General features: G+C 38.0%; 16 protein-coding genes. 1 reads left to right on the top strand and 15 read right to left on the bottom strand.

Annotated features, from left to right (window positions below; all coding sequences use genetic code 11):
- Positions 1–191: 191 nt before the first annotated feature.
- The 5 genes from Q8L85_05680 to Q8L85_05660 form a co-directional block, all read right to left on the bottom strand.
- Positions 192–1,829: an ABC transporter ATP-binding protein gene (locus tag Q8L85_05680; protein MDP1724174.1), complete on the bottom strand. Its 1,638-nt coding sequence runs from the start codon at positions 1,827–1,829 to the stop codon at positions 192–194.
- Positions 1,826–2,890, bottom strand: coding sequence for an ABC transporter permease (locus Q8L85_05675; GenBank protein ID MDP1724173.1), 1,065 nt, complete (start codon positions 2,888–2,890; stop codon positions 1,826–1,828). Before Q8L85_05675 ends, Q8L85_05680 begins: the two co-directional genes overlap by 4 nt.
- On the bottom strand, positions 2,887–3,990 hold the full coding sequence (locus tag Q8L85_05670) for a microcin C ABC transporter permease YejB (GenBank protein ID MDP1724172.1): 1,104 nt from the start codon (positions 3,988–3,990) through the stop codon (positions 2,887–2,889). The genes Q8L85_05675 and Q8L85_05670 overlap by 4 nt, the downstream gene beginning before the upstream one ends.
- 496 nt (positions 3,991–4,486) lie before the next feature.
- The gene (locus Q8L85_05665) at positions 4,487–6,328 is read right to left on the bottom strand and encodes an extracellular solute-binding protein (protein MDP1724171.1); all 1,842 of its coding nucleotides are present in this window, start codon (positions 6,326–6,328) and stop codon (positions 4,487–4,489) included.
- 2 nt (positions 6,329–6,330) lie between these two features.
- Positions 6,331–6,921, bottom strand: coding sequence for a cytochrome c family protein (locus Q8L85_05660; protein MDP1724170.1), 591 nt, complete (start codon positions 6,919–6,921; stop codon positions 6,331–6,333).
- A 148-nt stretch (positions 6,922–7,069) separates the two neighbouring features.
- Between Q8L85_05660 and Q8L85_05655 the strand changes: the two genes are divergently transcribed.
- Positions 7,070–7,828 (top strand): 3-deoxy-manno-octulosonate cytidylyltransferase, encoded by a 759-nt coding sequence (locus Q8L85_05655; protein ID MDP1724169.1) that lies wholly within the window; start codon positions 7,070–7,072, stop codon positions 7,826–7,828.
- A 53-nt stretch (positions 7,829–7,881) separates the two neighbouring features.
- Here the strand turns inward: Q8L85_05655 and Q8L85_05650 are convergent, their stop codons facing one another.
- From Q8L85_05650 to Q8L85_05605, 10 genes are all read right to left on the bottom strand, one after another.
- Complete coding sequence (locus Q8L85_05650) at positions 7,882–8,127, bottom strand: DUF1467 family protein (protein ID MDP1724168.1); 246 nt, start codon at positions 8,125–8,127, stop codon at positions 7,882–7,884.
- Positions 8,127–8,528: a methylmalonyl-CoA epimerase gene (gene mce / locus Q8L85_05645; GenBank protein ID MDP1724167.1), complete on the bottom strand. Its 402-nt coding sequence runs from the start codon at positions 8,526–8,528 to the stop codon at positions 8,127–8,129. Before mce ends, Q8L85_05650 begins: the two co-directional genes overlap by 1 nt.
- Positions 8,529–8,871: 343 nt before the next feature.
- Positions 8,872–10,530, bottom strand: coding sequence for a ribonuclease J (locus Q8L85_05640; protein MDP1724166.1), 1,659 nt, complete (start codon positions 10,528–10,530; stop codon positions 8,872–8,874).
- Positions 10,531–10,828: 298 nt separating this feature from the next.
- Positions 10,829–11,578 carry a biotin--[acetyl-CoA-carboxylase] ligase gene (locus tag Q8L85_05635; protein MDP1724165.1) on the bottom strand — a complete coding sequence of 250 codons (750 nt, stop codon included), beginning with the start codon at positions 11,576–11,578 and terminating at the stop codon, positions 10,829–10,831.
- Between the two features lie 155 nt (positions 11,579–11,733).
- The gene (nuoN, locus tag Q8L85_05630; GenBank protein ID MDP1724164.1) at positions 11,734–13,185 is read right to left on the bottom strand and encodes an NADH-quinone oxidoreductase subunit NuoN; all 1,452 of its coding nucleotides are present in this window, start codon (positions 13,183–13,185) and stop codon (positions 11,734–11,736) included.
- Entirely contained in the window at positions 13,182–14,930 is a 1,749-nt protein-coding gene (locus Q8L85_05625; protein ID MDP1724163.1) for an NADH-quinone oxidoreductase subunit M, read from the bottom strand. Before Q8L85_05625 ends, nuoN begins: the two co-directional genes overlap by 4 nt.
- 13 nt (positions 14,931–14,943) lie before the next feature.
- Entirely contained in the window at positions 14,944–16,857 is a 1,914-nt protein-coding gene (gene nuoL / locus Q8L85_05620; protein ID MDP1724162.1) for an NADH-quinone oxidoreductase subunit L, read from the bottom strand.
- Positions 16,858–16,867: 10 nt separating this feature from the next.
- Positions 16,868–17,176, bottom strand: coding sequence for an NADH-quinone oxidoreductase subunit NuoK (gene nuoK / locus Q8L85_05615; GenBank protein MDP1724161.1), 309 nt, complete (start codon positions 17,174–17,176; stop codon positions 16,868–16,870).
- Positions 17,173–17,799 (bottom strand): NADH-quinone oxidoreductase subunit J, encoded by a 627-nt coding sequence (locus Q8L85_05610; protein ID MDP1724160.1) that lies wholly within the window; start codon positions 17,797–17,799, stop codon positions 17,173–17,175. The genes nuoK and Q8L85_05610 overlap by 4 nt, the downstream gene beginning before the upstream one ends.
- Before the next feature lie 380 nt (positions 17,800–18,179).
- A complete protein-coding gene (locus tag Q8L85_05605) occupies positions 18,180–18,986 on the bottom strand; it encodes a hypothetical protein (protein MDP1724159.1) in 807 nt (268 codons plus the stop codon).
- Between the last annotated feature and the right edge of the window lie 504 nt (positions 18,987–19,490).

Below are 19,490 nucleotides of genomic sequence, written 5' to 3'. Positions count from 1 at the left end.
TATATTCTTTATTTACTTATGGTATTGATTTTATAAAAAATAATATTTCATTTGAAAAAATAAATCGATGTAATTATGTTAATTTTTTGCTAGCATTTGTTATAGATTTAATTGGTTAAAAGTGTCGTGTACTATGATTTTCAATATACAGTATGATTTCTTTATGAAATGTCAACTGCCCCTATATTATATTAATTTATCTTCTTTACTTTTAAATCCAATGCAGCCGCCATTAAAGCTTGTGTATAAGCTTGTTTGGGATTTGTAAATATTTGATCGCGTGTGCCTTCTTCAACAATTTTACCGTCTTTCATGACGAGAATTCGATGGCTTAATGCACGAATGACTTTAAGATCATGCGATATAAAAATATACGCTAGATTATATCGCATTTGAAGATCACGTAACAAATCAACGATTTGTGCTTGAACGGACATATCCAATGCTGAAGTCGGCTCATCAAGAATCAATAATTTTGGACGTAAAATAAGCGCGCGTGCAATTGAAATACGCTGACGTTGACCGCCTGAAAATTCATGAGGGAAGCGGTATCTACTATCAGGGCTTAAACCCACATCATTTAATGTTTGGATAATACAATCATGTCGTTCTTTGGGTTTGGTCATTAACCCATGAACATCAAGGCCTTCGGCAATAATTTGTTCAACATTCATACGCGGACTTAATGATGCAAAAGGATCCTGGAACACAATCTGCATTTCACGTCTTAAATGCCGTAATTCTTTGCCTTTAAGATTATGAATGGGATTTTGGCAAAAATTGATTTCACCTTGGCTATATTGGAGCTTTAACAATGCTAGACCCAAGGTCGTTTTACCGGAACCAGATTCACCCACAATGCCTAAGGTTTCGCCTTGACGCACCAAAAAGGAAACGCCATCGACCGCTTTGACATAATCATAAGTACGTTTAAAAATGCCTTTTTTAATCGGGAACCAGACTTTTAAATCATGGGCTTCCATAATAATCGGCGCATTTTCTTTCAAAGGAACAACTGGGCCTTTGGGTTCAGCCGCCAATAATTTTTGAGTATAAGGATGCTGAGGGCTTTCAAAAATTTGTTGTTTTGTCCCGCGTTCAACAATTTTACCTTCGGTCATCACGATGACATTATCAGCCATTTTACGGACAATGCCTAAATCATGGGTGATCAGCAATAAGGCCATATTGTAACGTTTTTGAAGATCAAGCAACAGATCAAGAATTTGTGCTTGAATCGTGACATCAAGCGCTGTCGTGGGTTCATCAGCAATCAATAAATCAGGGTCATTGGCAAGCGCCATTGCAATCATCACACGTTGGCGTTGACCGCCAGATAATTGATGTGGATAGGCATTAAGCAAACGTTCATCGCTTGGTAATCCAACATCGGCCATTAAATCTTTAACGCGTTTTAAAAGTTTGTTTTTGGGGACGGGTTTATGAAGCTGTATGGCTTCAGCAATTTGTTGATCGACGCGATGGAGCGGATTCAAAGAGGTCATGGGTTCTTGAAAAATGACGCCCATGCGATCGCCACGTAATTGACATAGGTCATTTTCAGGTGTTTTTTGAAGATCTTTGCCTAAAAAGATAATTTTGCCGCTGGTATATTTTGTAATTGCAGGTGATAAAAGGCGCATGATCGATAGGGCGGTAACCGATTTACCAGAGCCTGATTCGCCCACAAGCGCTAAGGTTTCGCCTTTATCAAGAGAAAAGCTAATATTATGAAGCGTTGGAAATTCTTTTTCGCCCAGGATAAAAGACATAGAAAGGTTTTCGACGCTCAGCAGCGATTCATTATTTTTATGAGGAATATTGCTCATCGTTTGAATGTCTTTCTGGGATCAAAAGCATCCCGCACAGCCTCGCCAATGAAGACGAGCAATGTCAGTGTGATTGATAGCGCCAAAAAGCCTGTAAGGCCAAGCCAGGGGGCGGAGAGATGATTTTTGCCTTGCATCAAAAGTTCACCCATTGACGGCGATCCTGGTGGCAGCCCGAAACCTAAAAAATCGAGCGAAGCCAAAGTTGAAATGGACCCGCTTAAGATGAAAGGCACTAATGATAAAGTGGCAACCATGGCATTTGGTAATATGTGACGTGTCATGACTGTAATATTGCCAACGCCCAAGGCTTTGGCGGCCCTTACATAATCGAAATTACGCGCGCGCAAAAATTCAGCCCTGACAACTGCAACGAGCGCCATCCAACTAAATAGCAACATAATAAACATGAGCCACCAAAAATTAGGCTCAATAATCGATGCCATAATCAAAATAAGATAAAGCAAAGGTAACCCTGACCAAATTTCGATAAAACGCTGGAAAATAAGATCGGTTAAACCGCCAAAATAGCCTTGGATCGCGCCAGCTGCAATGCCGATACAGGAACTTAAAATCGTAAGGCTTAGACCAAACAACACTGAAAGTCTAAAACCATAAATAAGGCGTGCTGTAACGTCGCGTCCATGATCATCGGTGCCTAACCAATTTTCAGTGCTCGGTGGGGAAGGGGCAGGCGATGGCAAATCCATTTTGATAGTTTTATAGCTATAAGGAATCAAAGGCCAAAGCATCCAACCTTTTTTCTTGATTAAATCTTGGACAAAAGGATCCCTATAATCCGCTTCTGTTTCAAATTCTCCACCAAAAGTTATTTCTGGGTACACTTTAAAGATGGGAAAATAATAGTGATTGTCATATTGCACAAGCAAGGGTTTGTCATTAGAAATGAGTTCGGCAAAAAGCGTAAAGAAAAATAATACGCTAAATATCCATAAAGAATAAAGCCCACGTTTATTGGCTCTAAAATTAGCATATCGTCTCTCACCAATGGGAGATAATTTCATGAACAAAAAACGTTTCGGTTTGTTTTCATGCGTCATGATTTGCGCGCCTCAAAATCAATGCGTGGATCAACAACAACGTATAAAATATCCCCTAGCAAATTTAAACCCAACCCAATGAGGGTAAAAACAAAAAGTGTTCCAAAAACGACTGGATAATCTCGATTAAGGGCTGATTCAAAGCCCAAATACCCTAAACCATCAAGCGAGAATATAACTTCGATCAAAACAGATCCTGTAAAGAAAATATGGGCAATCGCATGTGGAAAACCTGCTACAATCACAAGCATTGCATTTCTAAAGACATGTTTATAAAGCGCCGCCTTTTGTGTCAAGCCTTTGGCGCGTGCTGTCATTACATATTGCTTATTGATTTCTTCAAGGATCGAGTTTTTCGTGAGAATTGTTAAAGACGCAAAACCACCAATGACCATCGCAAAAATAGGTAAAGTCACATGCCAAAAATAATCGGCTATTTTGTGAGGCCAATCCATTTCTGACCAATTATCGGATACAAGTCCCCTTAAGGGGAACCAGTCTAAATAACTACCCCCTGCGAAAATTATAATGAGCATTACCGCAAAAATAAAAGCAGGGATAGCGTAGCCTACAACGACGACAGCCGAACTCCACATATCAAATTTGCTGCCATCGCGTATGGCTTTTTTGATGCCAAGGGGAATGGAAATCAAATAAATAAGCAAGGTTGTCCATAATCCCAATGATATAGAAACTGGCAATTTATCTAAGATTAATTCACCAACCGTTTTATCCTTATAAAAGCTTTTGCCTAAATCAAAGGTGATATATTGCCCCAACATTTTCACAAAACGCTCATGCGCTGGTTTATCAAATCCATATAATTTTTCGATTTCTTTGATGAGTTCTGGATCGAGTCCTTGTGAGCCGCGATATTTACTATGGACATCGCTTGAATCAAATTGGCCTTGGGATGACATCGATTCAAGACCGCCACCACCGAATCGAGCCGTCGCATCAACGGCCGTACCGCGGATACGTGCAATTGTTTGCTCAACAGGTCCACCAGGTGCAAATTGAACGATTAGGAAATTAATGACCAAAATCCCAAACAATGTTGGAATCATAAGTAAAAGCCTGCGGATGATATATGAAAGCATTGGCTAATTAATTCCTATTAAATAATTACCCAGCCTATGGGCAAATTCGTCATTGTGAATGCTAAAGGAATCACTCTTCAGATTCGTCATTGCGAGGGGCGCAGCCCCGCGGCAATCTTGCTGAAAAATGGAGATTGCCGCACCCCCTAAAGGGGGTTCGCAATGACGATGTGGGTAATTCGTCATTGCGAGCGTTGAAGACGCGTGGCAATCTAAAAATCTTTCCGAAGAGAGATTGCCGCACCCCCTAAAGGGGGTTCGCAATGACGATGCGGGATGGTGTTTATCTGTGCTTGAAGCTCCGTTTCTCATCTGTCCAGGAAAACTGCTAGGAGACTGCATTTTTGAGTTTACTCTGCTAAAATTTCCATACCCAAACAATTTCAAAATGTGGGTAGGAATATGAGTGGTGAACAAACGGAGCGTATCCTTCATACGTGAGTATTGTGAATCCCGAAATCTGACGCCCTCCACAGTTTGAAAGGGGAAGGGTATATTAGGGTTTTTTAGCATCAAGCGCCTTATCCTTCACGGGATCAACCCACCATGTATCATAAATACCTAAACCAACATTATCCGGGTTTTTAGGTTGCCCAAATTTATCTTTAGTCGCTACCCAATAATTGGGATTATAAAACAATGGAATTGATAGAAAAAGAGATTCCAAAACACGATCAAAGGCTTTGGAAAGAACAATAAGTTCTTTTCGGGTTTGCGTATTAATAATTTTTTGAATTAATTCATCTACAACTTTATTTTTAAGACCTGTTTTATTATCACCCCCTTTACGATCAGCAAATTTACTGCCCCAATAGGCTTCTTGCTCATTGCCTGGTGAATAGGTAGTCCCCATATGGGGGGAGAAAATCATATCAAAATCAAAATTATTCATCCGCATTTCATATTGGGCCGAATCAATTATACGTAATTTAGCTTCAATGCCAGCACGCGCTAAATTATTAATAAAAGGTTGCGTAATGCGTTCCGTATAAGGATCTTTAATTAATATTTCAAAGACAAAAGGTTCTTTTGTTTTTTTGTTAATCAGTTTATCGCCTATGGTTACCCATCCAGCCTCTTTCAAAAGACGCAAAGCTGTCCTTAAAGAGGATCTTATATTGCCGGATCCATTTGTTTTAGGCGGTGTATATTTTTCTTTAAATAAACGAATAGGTAAATCATTTTCATGTTCTTCTAAAATTTCAAGCTCTTCACCCGTGGGTAATCCTGTTGCTGCAAGTTCCGTATTTTGAAAATAGCTTTCAATACGTTTAAATTTATTTCGAAACAGGTTTTTATTGATCCATTCAAAATCATATAAATAAGTTAATGCTTCACGTACTTTGCTATCCTGAAAAATGGGTTTTCTTAAATTAAAATAATACCCTTGACGACCTGGGGGATCGTTACTAGGAATTTCTTGCTTTATATGATAACCCGATTTAAAAGTAGGACCATTATAATCCCTAAACCATTCATTAGGTTTAACTTCAACTTTTATATCTGATTCCCCTGCAATAAAAGATTGTAAGGTTAAGGTCGAATCTTTGTAATATTGAAATTTTATTTTATCATAATTCCATCGTCCTTTAGCCAAAGGATGATTTTTTGCCCAATAATTAGGATTAAGTTTAAAAGTAAGTTCATGACCAGGTTTAAATTTAGAAATCATATAAGGGCCCGTTGATACAATGGGCTCTAAAATCGTATCTTCAAATTTATGTTTTGACCAAAACGCTTTAGATAAAAGCGGCAACTGCCCTAAGATTAAAGCTAATTCTTTGTTTTTATTATTTTTGAAAACAAATTTAACAGACCAATTATCTAATTTTTGCGCTTCTAAAACATCACCATAATAAGTTCTAAAATATGGTTTTCCTTTTTCACGTAAGATATTAAAACTGAATAATAAATCATCTGCATTTGCTATAGTGTCGTCATTGAATTTAATGTCTTTACGTAAAGTAAAAGTAACATAAGAATTATCAGCTGCATGCTCAACAGATTCTGCTAAAAAGCAATAATTAACAAGATGATCATCTAAAGGCGTTTCCATAAGAGTTTCATATAAGATGTATGTTAATCGATAATTAAGAAGTATTGGTGTCGAATTACCTTTAATCGGATATGGATTAAAGCTATCAAAAGCACCTAAAGCTGTAAAAGTAACTTTACCACCTTTGGGGGCGTCTGGATTTACATAATCAAGATGTTTAAATCCTGCTTTATATTTTGGTTCGACACCGCCTAAGCTTAAACAATAAGAAGAAGGCGCAGGCGTTTCAGCAAAAAGTGGAAAAACCGTTAATGCTGCAATAAGGCAAAAAAGTCGTTTCATCTTTAACCTTGTGCTGCAGGTACTGGTGCTGTTGACGCCACAGTTTGTGCAGCTGCAGATGCATCTGGCAATGGTTGTGGGTTGTCACCCATCGTGCGTAAATAAGCAATGATATTAGCACGTTCTTGTGTTTTTGAAATACCCACAAAGGTCATTTTTGTACCTTTAACATAAGCATTTGGTTTAAATAAATAATCACTTAAAGTTTGATAATCCCAATTGCCACCATGTCCTGCCATTGCTTTGGAATAGGCATAACCAGGTTTCGTGCCAACTTTTTCGCCGACGACATTCCATAAATTAGGGCCAACGCGATGGGGACCGTCTTTTTCAGCTGTATGACATGAAACGCATTTCTTAAAAACGTCTTGACCAGCTTTGATATCCGCACTCGCGAGTAAAGCCATAATGGATTCAGGACCTTTTGGCGCGTCGCCGCTTTCAGTACCCGAGGCTGGCGCATTCGTTGCGATGGTGATATGTGCGTCATGTTTATTAGTATCAAAAATGTGAGTGGCAACAATGCTGCCGACAAGGGCAATAATACCCGCAACCAGGACAGAGGCTGCAATTTTATTAAATTCAAGCGACATTTTATTCCCCCTCTACTCGCCAAAACACGTTTATTGCATAAAAGAACTCTATTATAAAGACGTTCTCTTTAATATGCAGTAGCATAACGCTATTTGGTGTGTTATGACAGTTCTAAGTTAAAAACACATCAAATTTATGGACCTATAGATGCAAAAAATCAATCCTATAATTTTAATTCCGGCACGCTTAGGTGCAACGCGTCTTCCAAATAAGCCAATGGCTGATATTGTTGGTAAAACCATGATTGAGCATGTTTATAGGCGTGGTGTTGAATCTGGCCTTGGTCCTGTCTATGTTGCAACACCTGATCAAGAAATTATTGATGTTATAAAAAAAATGGGTGGCAATGCGATTTTGACCTCAATTAATCACCAAACAGGCTCTGATCGAATTTATGAAGCAATTCAAAAAATTGATCCAGACAAAAAATACAATGTAATTGTGAATCTTCAAGGGGATTTGCCGCTTATTAAACCAGAAAATTTAAAAAAAGTCGTCGACCCATTGCTTGCAGATGCGCAAGTTGATATTGCAACGATTGCAGCCCCTATTACTGAGGCGTCTGACAAAACAAATATCAATGTGGTAAAAATCGCTTTAGAGCTTTCAGCTAAAAATCCAGATATTGGACGCGGTGTTTATTTCAGTCGCTCCCTTATTCCACAAACACCCAATGACGATGATGTTTATTATCATCATATCGGCGTTTATGCTTTTAGACGCGAAGCTTTAGAACGTTTCATGACGCTGCCTGTCTCATTGCTTGAAAAACGTGAAAGATTGGAACAATTACGTGCATTAGCATCTGGTATGCGTATCGATGTGGCGCTTGTTGATCAAATTCCACAATCAGTTGACACACAAGAAGATTTGGATCGCGTTCGCGCGCAAGCTACAAACATTTAATTTATTGCTGTGTCTTTTAGAGGGTAGTACCCCCTTTAATGATGCAGGAAGATTTATCCCATAAACATTTCGTTTAAATAAGGGATTTCGGCTGTAATGAGCGCATAGACGATAAGCCATAAAGCGAATGAAATTGATGTCGTTACAATCAATTTTAATTTCATGTGCGGTTTGTCTGGCGCTCCAATTTCTTGTCCCTTAATAAGTACTTCTGATCGTTGAATCCCCCAAGGCAAAACGGCATAAAGCGTCACCCACCATAAAACAACATAGATAACAATCCCTGAAACAATACCCATTAATGTTCTTCCAATTCTACTAACGTGCCACACATATCCTTAGGGTGAATAAACAAAACGGGTTTGCCTTTCATCCCAATTTTTGGATTACCTCCATTTAAATAGCGGATTTTATCTTGGGTTGCATCCTTTATTGTTGAAAGATCATTCACATTGAAGCAAAGGTGATGCATACCACCATCAGGATTTTTATCTAAAAATTTTTGAATAGGGGATTGAGCGCCAAATGGATGCAAAAGTTCAATTAAACAACCAGGTAAATTGACTTTAATAATGGATACGCCATGTTCGGGCAAATCAAGCTGATCTGAAATTTCCGCACCAAAGATATCTTTGTAAAGATGAGCTGCCTTTGATAAATCGGGAACAACGATGGCGATATGGGCGAGACCTGAGATCATGATATCTCCTTTAATAAATTGCCAACCGAACAAAAACATAATTTTAGTGAGAAACTAGCCAACAACTCAGCTGTTTTCCTGAACCAATGAGAGCCCAGAGGGCTCGAATGCGGATTCAGGATCCAAATAATACTCATGATCGCAGATCATGGCGTTATTTAAATATTTTGCCATGCTCTTTCGAGCATGAATTTCGTTTTGGATCCTGGATCTACGTATGAAGCTACGCTTCAACGCGTCCAGGAAAACAAAAGTGTGTAGGCAATTTTCTAGTAGATTGGTAAATTGCCCAGATTATCGGTAATCCCAAATGATCTAAGCAATTATACCTTAAAATAAAGAATTAAACCCGAATCACATTCACTTCAATCAATGGTTTTTTACCAAAGACATTTCGCGTATGTTTTCTGAAAGCGGCTTCAATAATTTCCATAATGACTTTATCATTGCGTCTTTCAACAGGTGTAAGTCCTGCAATTATTTCACGGACTAATTCACACGCATTCCACCATTCTTCATCTTCAGGATCATAATCCCAAACGCCGAAGGAAGATAATTGTGGATCACCACGCAATAGACCTTTAATATCCAATGCAATCGTGATCGCAAGGAATCCATTGCTGAAAACGCGTTCGCGCATTCTTAACAAAGGCTTTGTGAGCGGTGTTAATGTTTTACCGTCCATAGCCCAACGACCAACAGGGACTGTATCGATAATTTCTGAATAATCAGGTCCTATGCGAATGACCGCACCATTTTCAGTAACGATAACTTCTGGCACTTGACATGCTTTAGCGTGACGTCCTTGCGCTAGTAAATGACGTGCTTCACCATGAACAGGAATAACGCAACGTGGTTTAACCCATTGATACATTTGTGTCAATTCATCTTGCGATGGATGTCCAGAAACGTGTGTGAATTCATCTTTTGGGGTTAATATTTCAATACCCATTTTAACAAGATTATTTTGGACAGCGAAAATCGCTTTTTCATTGCCAGGAATCATACGCGATGAATAAACAACAGAATCACCTGCTTGCAATTTAATATGCGGATGCGTACCATTTGAAATACGCGAAAGTGCAGCCATTGGCTCACCTTGACTACCAGTACAAATCAGCAATACTTTATTACGCGCCATAAGCGCCGCTTCTTGTTCTGATAAAAAGGGATCAAGGTTTTTTAAATAGCCAAGATCACGTGCAATTTCATTCATACGCCATAATGAGCGACCGACGAGTCCTACGCGACGACCAATAGTTTTTGCAGCGATGGCAATCGTTTCAAGACGCGCGATGTTGCTTGCAAAACAAGCAATTGCTAATCGACCTTCTGGATAATTTTGAACGAGCTTCAATAAAGATTCACGTACTTCACCTTCAGAGCCAGATCGTCCTTTTTCCATGGCATTGGTTGAATCGCACACAAGCGCGTCAATACCCAATTCACCAAGTTCAGCAAGGGCGTTACGATCTACATCGTCACCAACGAGTGGATGAGGATCAAATTTCCAATCGCCTGTGTGTAAAACACGTCCTGCATCTGTTTCAATTAAAACAGCATTAGGTTCTGGAATGGAGTGAGTCAATGTGACGTATTTTACGCGAAAGGGGTTTAAATCAATCGTGCCGCCAACGGGTATTTCATGTAATATTGCTTCTTTATGAATACCTGCATCATATAATTTATGGCGCACTAAAGCAGCTGTGAAAGGCGTTGCGTAAATGGGGCAACGTAATTCAGCCCATAAATAAGGCACAGCGCCAATATGATCTTCATGTGCGTGGGTTAAAACGATCCCCACAAGATCGTCTTTTCGTTCGATGATAAAGCTTGGATCAGGCATAATGATTTCAAAGCCACGTGAACTTGTTTCACCAAAGGTGACACCAAGATCAACCATGAGCCATTTACCCTCATACCCGTATAAATTGAGGTTCATTCCTATTTCGCCCGTGCCACCCAGGGGAATAAAAATCATTTCCGATTTTGATTTTGTCATTATATAACTCTAATTGTTTCTTAACTTGTTGATAATTTGTAATTATTCATCCTACGCGTAAATTCGTCGTCAAGTCTGCGCATCCAGTACTCATGTACTTAAGTACATTCCGTGCCGGTTCTCACCTTTCCTAGACTTTATCACATAATCTGAATAATTATCTGCTAAGTGTTTAGAAAACATAATTAATAAAAAAGTGTACAAATGTCTTATCATTCCGTTCTTATTTGCATGTATCAAGTTTAATATACACGCACGAATAGAAGCGGTTACAGACTTTGTCTCATAAATCCAGTAATTATGTCGATTTAAAATAGACGTCTCCTGCTGTTACTTTTATTGTTTCATTTTCTGTTTCGACGATGAGTGCGCCTTGCGCATCCAAATCGCGAAAAATGCCTGTTAATTCTTTTTGCTCGAGCCGAATCTTGATGGGTTCATTTAGCCCTTTTGCGCGCTCTAGCCATAATTCTCTAATATGCTGAAATCCATTTTTCAGCCAATATTCGTAAAAGAAAGATATCTTTTGTAAGATCCTATCTAACATTTTTTGTTTATCAGCATTTGCTGCTGAAACCCCACGATCAATTAATGACGTTGCGGGCACTAAAGTCCCACTTTCTGGGAAATCCAAACAATTAAGGCCGATACCAATAATAATACCCTGTAGCTCGTTTTTTAAATTTGTATTGGCCTCAAGTAAAATGCCACACACCTTCAAATCATCAATTAATATATCGTTAGGCCATTTATACAACATTTTTGTCTTTTTGGGAAGTATTTCTTGCAAAGCCTCACCAATGGCCAAACATATCACAAAAGAGAGCTCTGACGCTTTGGTAAGATTAACATTAGGCGTTACGCAAAGACTGAAATAAAGATTGCCAATGGGTGATATCCATTGTCGTCCATAACGACCGCGACCGCCAGTTTGAAGATCCGATTGAACAATATATCCATGTGATTTTGTTGGATTATTTACTAAATAATCGCGTACCACATTCATGGTGCTATCAATTTCATCATAATGGTGAATTGAAAATTCCATTATTGAGTAATTCTCCACTTATTTGTTATTGACTATCCAGATTATGTGACAAAGTCTAGAAAGGCAGAGAACCGGAACGGAATGTACCCTTTCGTACATGAGTACCGGAAACGCATGCCTGACGACGAATTTGTCAATAGGCTGGGTAGTAAGCATTATTGATAAACAACCAATGACGTCGCTGCCAGTCGCGCATAATGCGCTATAAAATCGGGTTTAATAAAAAAGCACAAGATAAAGACACCTGCCATAACCATAATGACTCTAAGCGAACGAGAGGACATAATGTCGAGGGATGACGTAACTTCATCAAAATACATCATTTTTATAATACGCAGATAATAGAATGCGGCAATAACTGATGTTACGACACCAATGATTGAAAGTGTATAAAGTTGTGCATCAATAGCGGCCATGAAGATGTATAGTTTCGCAAAAAAACCTGCCAAAGGAGGAATCCCTGCCATTGAAAACATGAAGACCGCCATTAAGAAGGCGGCGCCCGGATGAGATTTAGCGAGACCTTTTAAATCAGCCCAATCATGAATAAGACGTCCTTGTCGTCTTAACGCTAAAACAACAGAAAATGTGCCAATGCCCATAATGACGTAAATGACCAGATAGACAAGAACAGCCTCGATTCCTTTTTGACTGCCTGTTGCAAATCCCATTAATAAATAGCCTACATGACCTATGGAAGAATACGCTAAAAGTCTTTTGATTCCCTTTTGTTGGATAGCCCCAAAAGCACCGACCAACATAGATAAAATCGACAAAACAATAATAATTTGCTGCCATTGATGAACAAGATGGGCAAAAGGTCCTTGAATCAATCTTAAGAAAATGGCGATGGCGGCAACTTTAGGTGCAATCGCAAAGAAGGCCGTCACTGGTGTCGGCGACCCTTCATAAACATCAGGTGTCCACATATGAAATGGAACTGCCGATACTTTGAATGAGAGGCCAACTAAAATCATGACAAGACCTAATGTGCCACCAATTGAAATCGTGGCACCTGTTTGTTTTATAATTTGATCAAGTTGTTCAAAATGAATGGATCCCGCATAGCCATAAATCAAGGAAGAACCGTAAAGCAAAAATCCTGAAGATAGAGCGCCAAGGACGAAATATTTAAGGCCCGCTTCGCTCGACCGTAATGCTTTTTTTCGGAAGGAGGCTAAAATATATAAACATAGGCTTTGAAGCTCGAGCCCCAAATAAAGTGCAATTAAATTATTGGATGACACCATGACCATCATGCCAAGCGTCGCAAAAAGAATAAGTATTGAAAATTCAAAACGTTCTTCTTTTTCATTGCGCCAATAATTCATGGCCATTATGGTCGCAATCATTGATCCGAAAAGTATAAGAGGCTTTACAAATAATACAAAAGGATCAAGTGTAAAATGGTCTTTTAATATGTCGTTACTATTTTTTGGTCCAAAAATTGTTAAAATAATTGCAATGGCAAATAAAGCGACGATGCATTGAGAAATAAGTCTTGATGCATTATTGCCTTTGAACGCACCTACAATAAGTAAAACCATACCCGATATGGCGAGCAATAATTCCGGCAATAAGGGGCGTAAAATATTTACGATATTCATCGAATGCTCACTTTTTCTTTACTATCCACATTATGGACAAATTCGTCGTCAAGCCTGTCAAAATTTATAAACTGGCCGGCATTCATGTACCCAAAGTACATTCCATTCCGGTTTTCGGCTTTTCTAGACTTTGCCTCATACTCTGGATAGTAATCGTTCTGAAAATCTATTGTATGTTTCGTATTATCGAAAGCCAAATTTGTTTGGTCAGGCGTTTTTAATCCTAAAACTTCCGCAACTGATTTTGTTGGGAAATGTTCTTTTGATTTGTGAAAATTCTTTATTAATTCACTCACCGTTGGATCGACCATATGCGTGAAATTTTTAGGATATATGCCCATCCAGAATACAATCAGTATCAAAGGTACAAATATGCCTATTTCACGTGGACTTAAATCAAGAATAGATTTTAAATGATCCTGTTGAAGCGGTCCAAAAATGACGCGTCTATAAAGATATAAAGCGTAAGTAGCGCCCAAAATAAGGCCGGTGGTCGCAAAAAAGGCAACCAAATTATTAACTTGGAACGACCCTAAAAGGACTAAAAATTCGCCTACAAAGCCACTTGTGCCTGGCAAACCAATTGATGCAAGCGTGAAAATCATAAAGGCAATAGCATAAAGCGGCATACGCTCGACAAGGCCACCATAATATGAAATTTGACGTGAATGCATACGATCATAAACAACACCTACACATAAGAAAAGTGCTGCTGATACAATACCATGGCTTAACATTTGGAAGATCGCACCTTGAACACCTTGTTGGGTGAGGGTGAAAATGCCCAATGTCACAAAACCCATATGCGCAACGGAAGAATAAGCGATCAGTTTTTTCATATCCTCTTGCGCAAGCGCAACAAGCGACGTGTAAATAATCGCGATAATACTAAGCGTATAGACAAAAGGCGTAAACACTTCGGTTGCATAAGGAAATAAGGGTAATGAAAATCTTAAAAATCCATAAGCACCCATTTTCAGCAAGACACCTGCTAAAATAACAGATCCCGCCGTTGGTGCTTCGACGTGCGCATCTGGAAGCCAAGTGTGGACGGGCCACATAGGCACTTTGACTGCAAAAGACGCAAAAAAAGCAAGCCATAAATAAATCTGTAGATCATAAGGGAATGATTTTGTTAAAAGTTCTGGGATTGATGTCGTCCCCATTTGAACATAGATGGCAATGATCGCCAATAACATTAAAACAGAGCCTAAAAGGGTATAAAGGAAAAATTTAAAAGCGGCATAAACACGTCGTTGACCACCCCAAACGCCAATAATGATAAACATGGGGATTAGAACGGCTTCAAAGAAAAGATAGAATAATACTAAATCAAGGGCAGCAAACATGCCAACCATCATGATTTCAAGCAGTAAAAAACAAATCATATATTCACGTACGTAATTTTTAATTGTTTTCCATGACGCAATAATACAAACAGGAATAAGAAAGGTAGAAAGAAGTACAAAGAAAAGTGAAATACCATCAATACCGACAGCATATTTGATGCCTAAAGAAGGTAACCAATCTACAACATGGTAAAACTGGAATCCTTTATGTGCGACATCAAATCCACCCCATAAAAATAACGACAATACAAAAGTAGTTATTGACGTCCATAAAGCGACATTTTTAATATTACGCTCAAAACCAGGAATTTGTTTAGGGACAAGAAGAATAAAGATGACACCGATGAGTGGCAAAAAAATAATTGTTGTCAACAAAATTGGCAATTGCCCAAACACGAAGAATTCCTCTCTATATCAAAAACTTATAAATCATCCACGTCATTAATGCAAAAACGCCAAGCAGCATAACAAAAGCATAATGATAGAGATAACCTGTTTGGAAACGACTAATGCGCAAAGAAGCATTCATGGTCAATTTAGAAATACCATCTGGTCCTAATCCATCAATAATAAAACCATCGCCCGCTTTCCAAAAAATACGACCAATGATAAAGGATGGGCGGACGAATATTAGATCGTATAATTCATCAACATAATATTTGTTATAAGATAATTGGTATAAAGCCTTAAATTTTTGAGCCATCTTTGCCGGTAATGTTGGTTTGAGTAAATAAAATATATAGGCTAAATAAATACCTAAAAGCACGACAACAAGGGTTAGATGCTCGATTACGAAAGGCACATGCGGATGTCCACCATGATTTGTGACAATTGATTTGCCCCAAAAAGCATGACCCGATGTGAAATAATCGATCCCTAATATACCTGCAAAAACAGCACCGATGGCGAGCATTACAAGCGGCATAATCATGACAAAAGGTGATTCATGAACATGTGCCATCACGCGTTCATGCGCGCGCGGCTTTCCATGGAAGGTTAGAAAAATGAGACGCCATGAATAAAATGCCGTTAATAAAGCAGTTAAAATGCCTATTGCATAGGCGAAATAACCAAGCATATGACCATGCGCGCCTGACGCAAAAGCAGATTCCAAAATAAGATCTTTGGAATAATAACCTGCAAAAATAGGAATACCGGCGAGTGCTAAACTGCCAATCCACATCAAGACATAAGTCGTTGGAATTAAACGCCAAATACCACCCATTTGCCGCATGTCTTGCTCGCCCGACAAGGCATGAATAACCGATCCTGCGCCTAAGAAAAGGAGTGCTTTAAAGAAAGCATGCGTCGCTAGATGGAAAATGGAGGCGTCATAAGCTGAAAGACCAGCTGCAAAAAACATATAGCCCAATTGACTGCAGGTTGAATACGCAATCACGCGCTTTATATCATTTTGCGTCAAGGCAATGGTCGCTGCAAATAAGGCCGTGAGTCCACCAATAATAGTTACAAAAGCAAGTGTGTCAGGTGCAAGTTCGAAAAGTGGCGACATACGTGCCACCATAAAGACGCCAGCAGTTACCATTGTTGCGGCGTGAATAAGGGCTGAGACAGGTGTAGGGCCTTCCATCGCATCAGGCAACCACGTATGAAGGCCTAATTGAGCTGATTTACCCATCGCACCAATAAATAAAAGGAACGTAATCAAGGTCATAGCATGAAAATCATGGCCTAAAAAATGAATAATTTTATCTTTGTGGCTTGCTGCATCCCTGAATATATCGTCGAATGAAACAGATCCAAAAATATAAAAACAAGCAAAAATACCAAGCGCAAAACCAAAATCGCCAACACGATTGACCAAAAAAGCTTTGATGGAGGCTGCATTGGCGGTTGCTTTTTTATACCAGAACCCAATAAGTAAGTAGGATGCAAGACCAACGCCTTCCCAACCAAAGAATAATTGAAGCAAATTATTGGCGGTTACCAGCATCAACATAAAAAAAGTAAAAAGGCTGAGATAAGCCATAAACCGAGGGATCGACTTATCATGGCTCATATAACCAATGGAATAAATATGGACAAGAGTTGATACAAAAGTGACGACAATCATCATTACACAACTTAAGGTGTCGAGCCTTAACGCCCACGAAACTGAAAATGTGCCTGTTTCAATCCAGGTAAAAAGAGGGATAATTGTTTCAATGCCTGAATTGCCTAAAAACAAAAAAACAGAAAGAATGGCAGAAAGGATCATCGGGATGCAGGTGGCATATTGCGCCCCTTTATCGCCTAATTGACGTCCAAATAATCCTGCAATAAGAAAACCTAGGAAAGGTAGAAAAACGCATAAAATGGCCATTCAGTTTTCCTTAACCTTTCATCATATTGACGTCTTCAACAGCGATAGAGCCGCGATTTCTAAAATAAATCACGAGAATTGCAAGACCGATAGCAGCTTCAGCTGCAGCAACAGTTAGTATAAACATAACAAAGACTTGGCCAACTAAATCTTGTAAGAAATGCGAAAAAGCGACCAGATTGATATTGACTGAAAGTAGAATAAGTTCGATGGATAAAAGGATGGTAATGACATTTTTACGATTTAAAAAAATCCCAAAAATCCCCAATGAAAATAAGATGGATGAAATCACAAGGTAATGACTTATACCAATGCTCATAGATTAATTCCTTCTCCCGTTGCAACTTTCTTAATTTCAAGAACGTCTTCACGCGTTCTACTCACTTGGTTGGAAATATTTTGGCGTTTAACACCAACACGTTCCCTCATTGTTAATACAATAGCGCCAATCATCGCAACCAGCAAGATAAGACCTGCAACTTCAAACAGATAAAAATAATCTGTGTATAGAATCAGCCCCAACGCTTTCGTATTGCTTGTTTGTGCTAAGTCAGGCATGGGCGATGCTTTTAAAGGTGTTTCTAAAAATTCGGGATTTGTCATCCACGACACCATTACAAAAATAAGCTCCGCCATCACAATAAGGCCAATGGCGCCACCAATGGGTAAATATTTTAAAAAGCCTTGCTTTGCTTCAGTTACCGTAACATCAAGCATCATGACAACAAAAAGGAATAAAACGGCAACCGCACCCACATAAACAATCATTAAAATCATGGCTAAAAATTCAGCACCACAGAGCATAAAAAGGCCTGCCGCATTAAAAAAAGCGAGGATCAGATAAAGAACAGAATGAACTGGATTGCGCGATGAAATAACCATGACAGCTGCAAAAATCATTAAACTTGCAAAAAGATAAAAGGCAATATCGGCAAGAATCATTTTTCTGTCCTAAGCGTTACGAAAAAGTGTAGTGGTTACGAACTACCTCGACAATTTTATGCCTCATGTCTTATGTTGTCCAATATTTTATCACGTGTGACAAAAGATGTGTCTGAAATGGGGGATCTTGGTCACAGGTGGGTGTTTTGGGAAGAATTAATTAAATTATAGCTTCTTACAAGCATATAATAATTAAAGTTGGTGTAGATGTTTAGGAGCTGTTCAAAGATTGAAAGCTCCTAGTTTCAAGCATAAGTTAATCAGTGAAAGCCTATTTTCCAGAAAGGTAGGTTTGTTGTTAGTATTGACATAATTTTAGGCTTTAATGATTGGCTTCCCTTAATTATTAAGATTAAGAAATATAAACAGATATTCTTTATCTAATTTATTTTATCGATACGAAGGTATAAAAGATTTTGCAATTGAGTAATTGAATCAACACCTTCTTTATCTAAATTATTACCTATGATGTAAAGATATCTAAGATTTTGCAATTGAGCGATTAAGGCAGCACCTTCGTTACCTAAATTGTTTTGCCTGATGTCAAGATATTGAAGTTTTTTTAATTGGGCGATATAAAAGGCATCTTCTTTGAGTAATTTGTTTCCAAAAGCAACAAGATGTTGAAGGTTCTTAAATTTTTTTAATGTTTTGATGATACATGTTCTTTCGCCAGGATACATTTTATACAGCATACCGCTCAAATCTATTTTCTCAACATTAGGAAATTTTTTTGATAGCAAAATCATTTCCTCTGATGTTGGTCTAATTAAAAATACTAATGATTTTACATTATACAAAGGTACCAATTCATGATCGGGATCATTTAAAAATTGACATGTTGCGCTATCAAAATAAGCCGTGTTCTTTTCATTTAAATTGAATATCCCGCTCAATCTATTACTTAAATCAATTTCTCCTTCGTCATTTGTATCAACAGGAATCAGTGGTGTTACAGTGTACAAGGCCATAAGTTGTTCATCTTTTGGTAAAAATGAGGCAATATATTTGCATAGTTCTCCTGAGATTAGAAAGCCTTCAATAGGAACAAGGCTTGGTGCCGAGACATAATCATTTTGACTTGACGAAGTCGAACAGGCGCTTTCATCGGCAATGTCATTGCCATTTGCAAAAGCATGAATTGTTGGTGTTAACAATAAAAACAGAACATTCAGTGTTTTTTTCATTTCGAATTCTTTCAATTAAATTAAAATTTACAAAAAAATCTGTAGCATATTTTTTAAAATACTACAATAAATAAATAATAAAAAAATTATTTATTTATATTTTTTTGTATAAAAGTATGAATATTCAAATAAATTTAATTCAGTTGATGAGCAAATTTTAAAAGTTGCACCAAAATTTGAAAATCTTAGCTTTTGTATGTACGCTGAATAAGACTTTTTTGTATCAGATTTATTTTATAGACAGATTTAAGTAATTTCTAAGCTTGTTCAATATGTTATCACATCAGACAAAAGATGTGTCTGAATTACGGGATCTTAGCCTCAGGTATGTATTTTGAGAAGAATTAATTTAATTATAGATTCCCATAGTACACGACACTTTTAACCAATTAAATCTATAACAAATGCTAGCAAAAAATTAACATAATTACATCGATTTATTTTTTCAAATGAAATATTATTTTTTATAAAATCAATACCATAAGTAAATAAAGAATATAATTT

The sequence above is a fragment of the Alphaproteobacteria bacterium genome, assembly GCA_030680745.1.
GTDB lineage: Bacteria > Pseudomonadota > Alphaproteobacteria > JAUXUR01 > JAUXUR01 > JAUXUR01.
The sequence above is the reverse complement of the archived record's forward strand: the minus strand, read 5'-3'. Positions and strand labels throughout refer to the sequence as shown.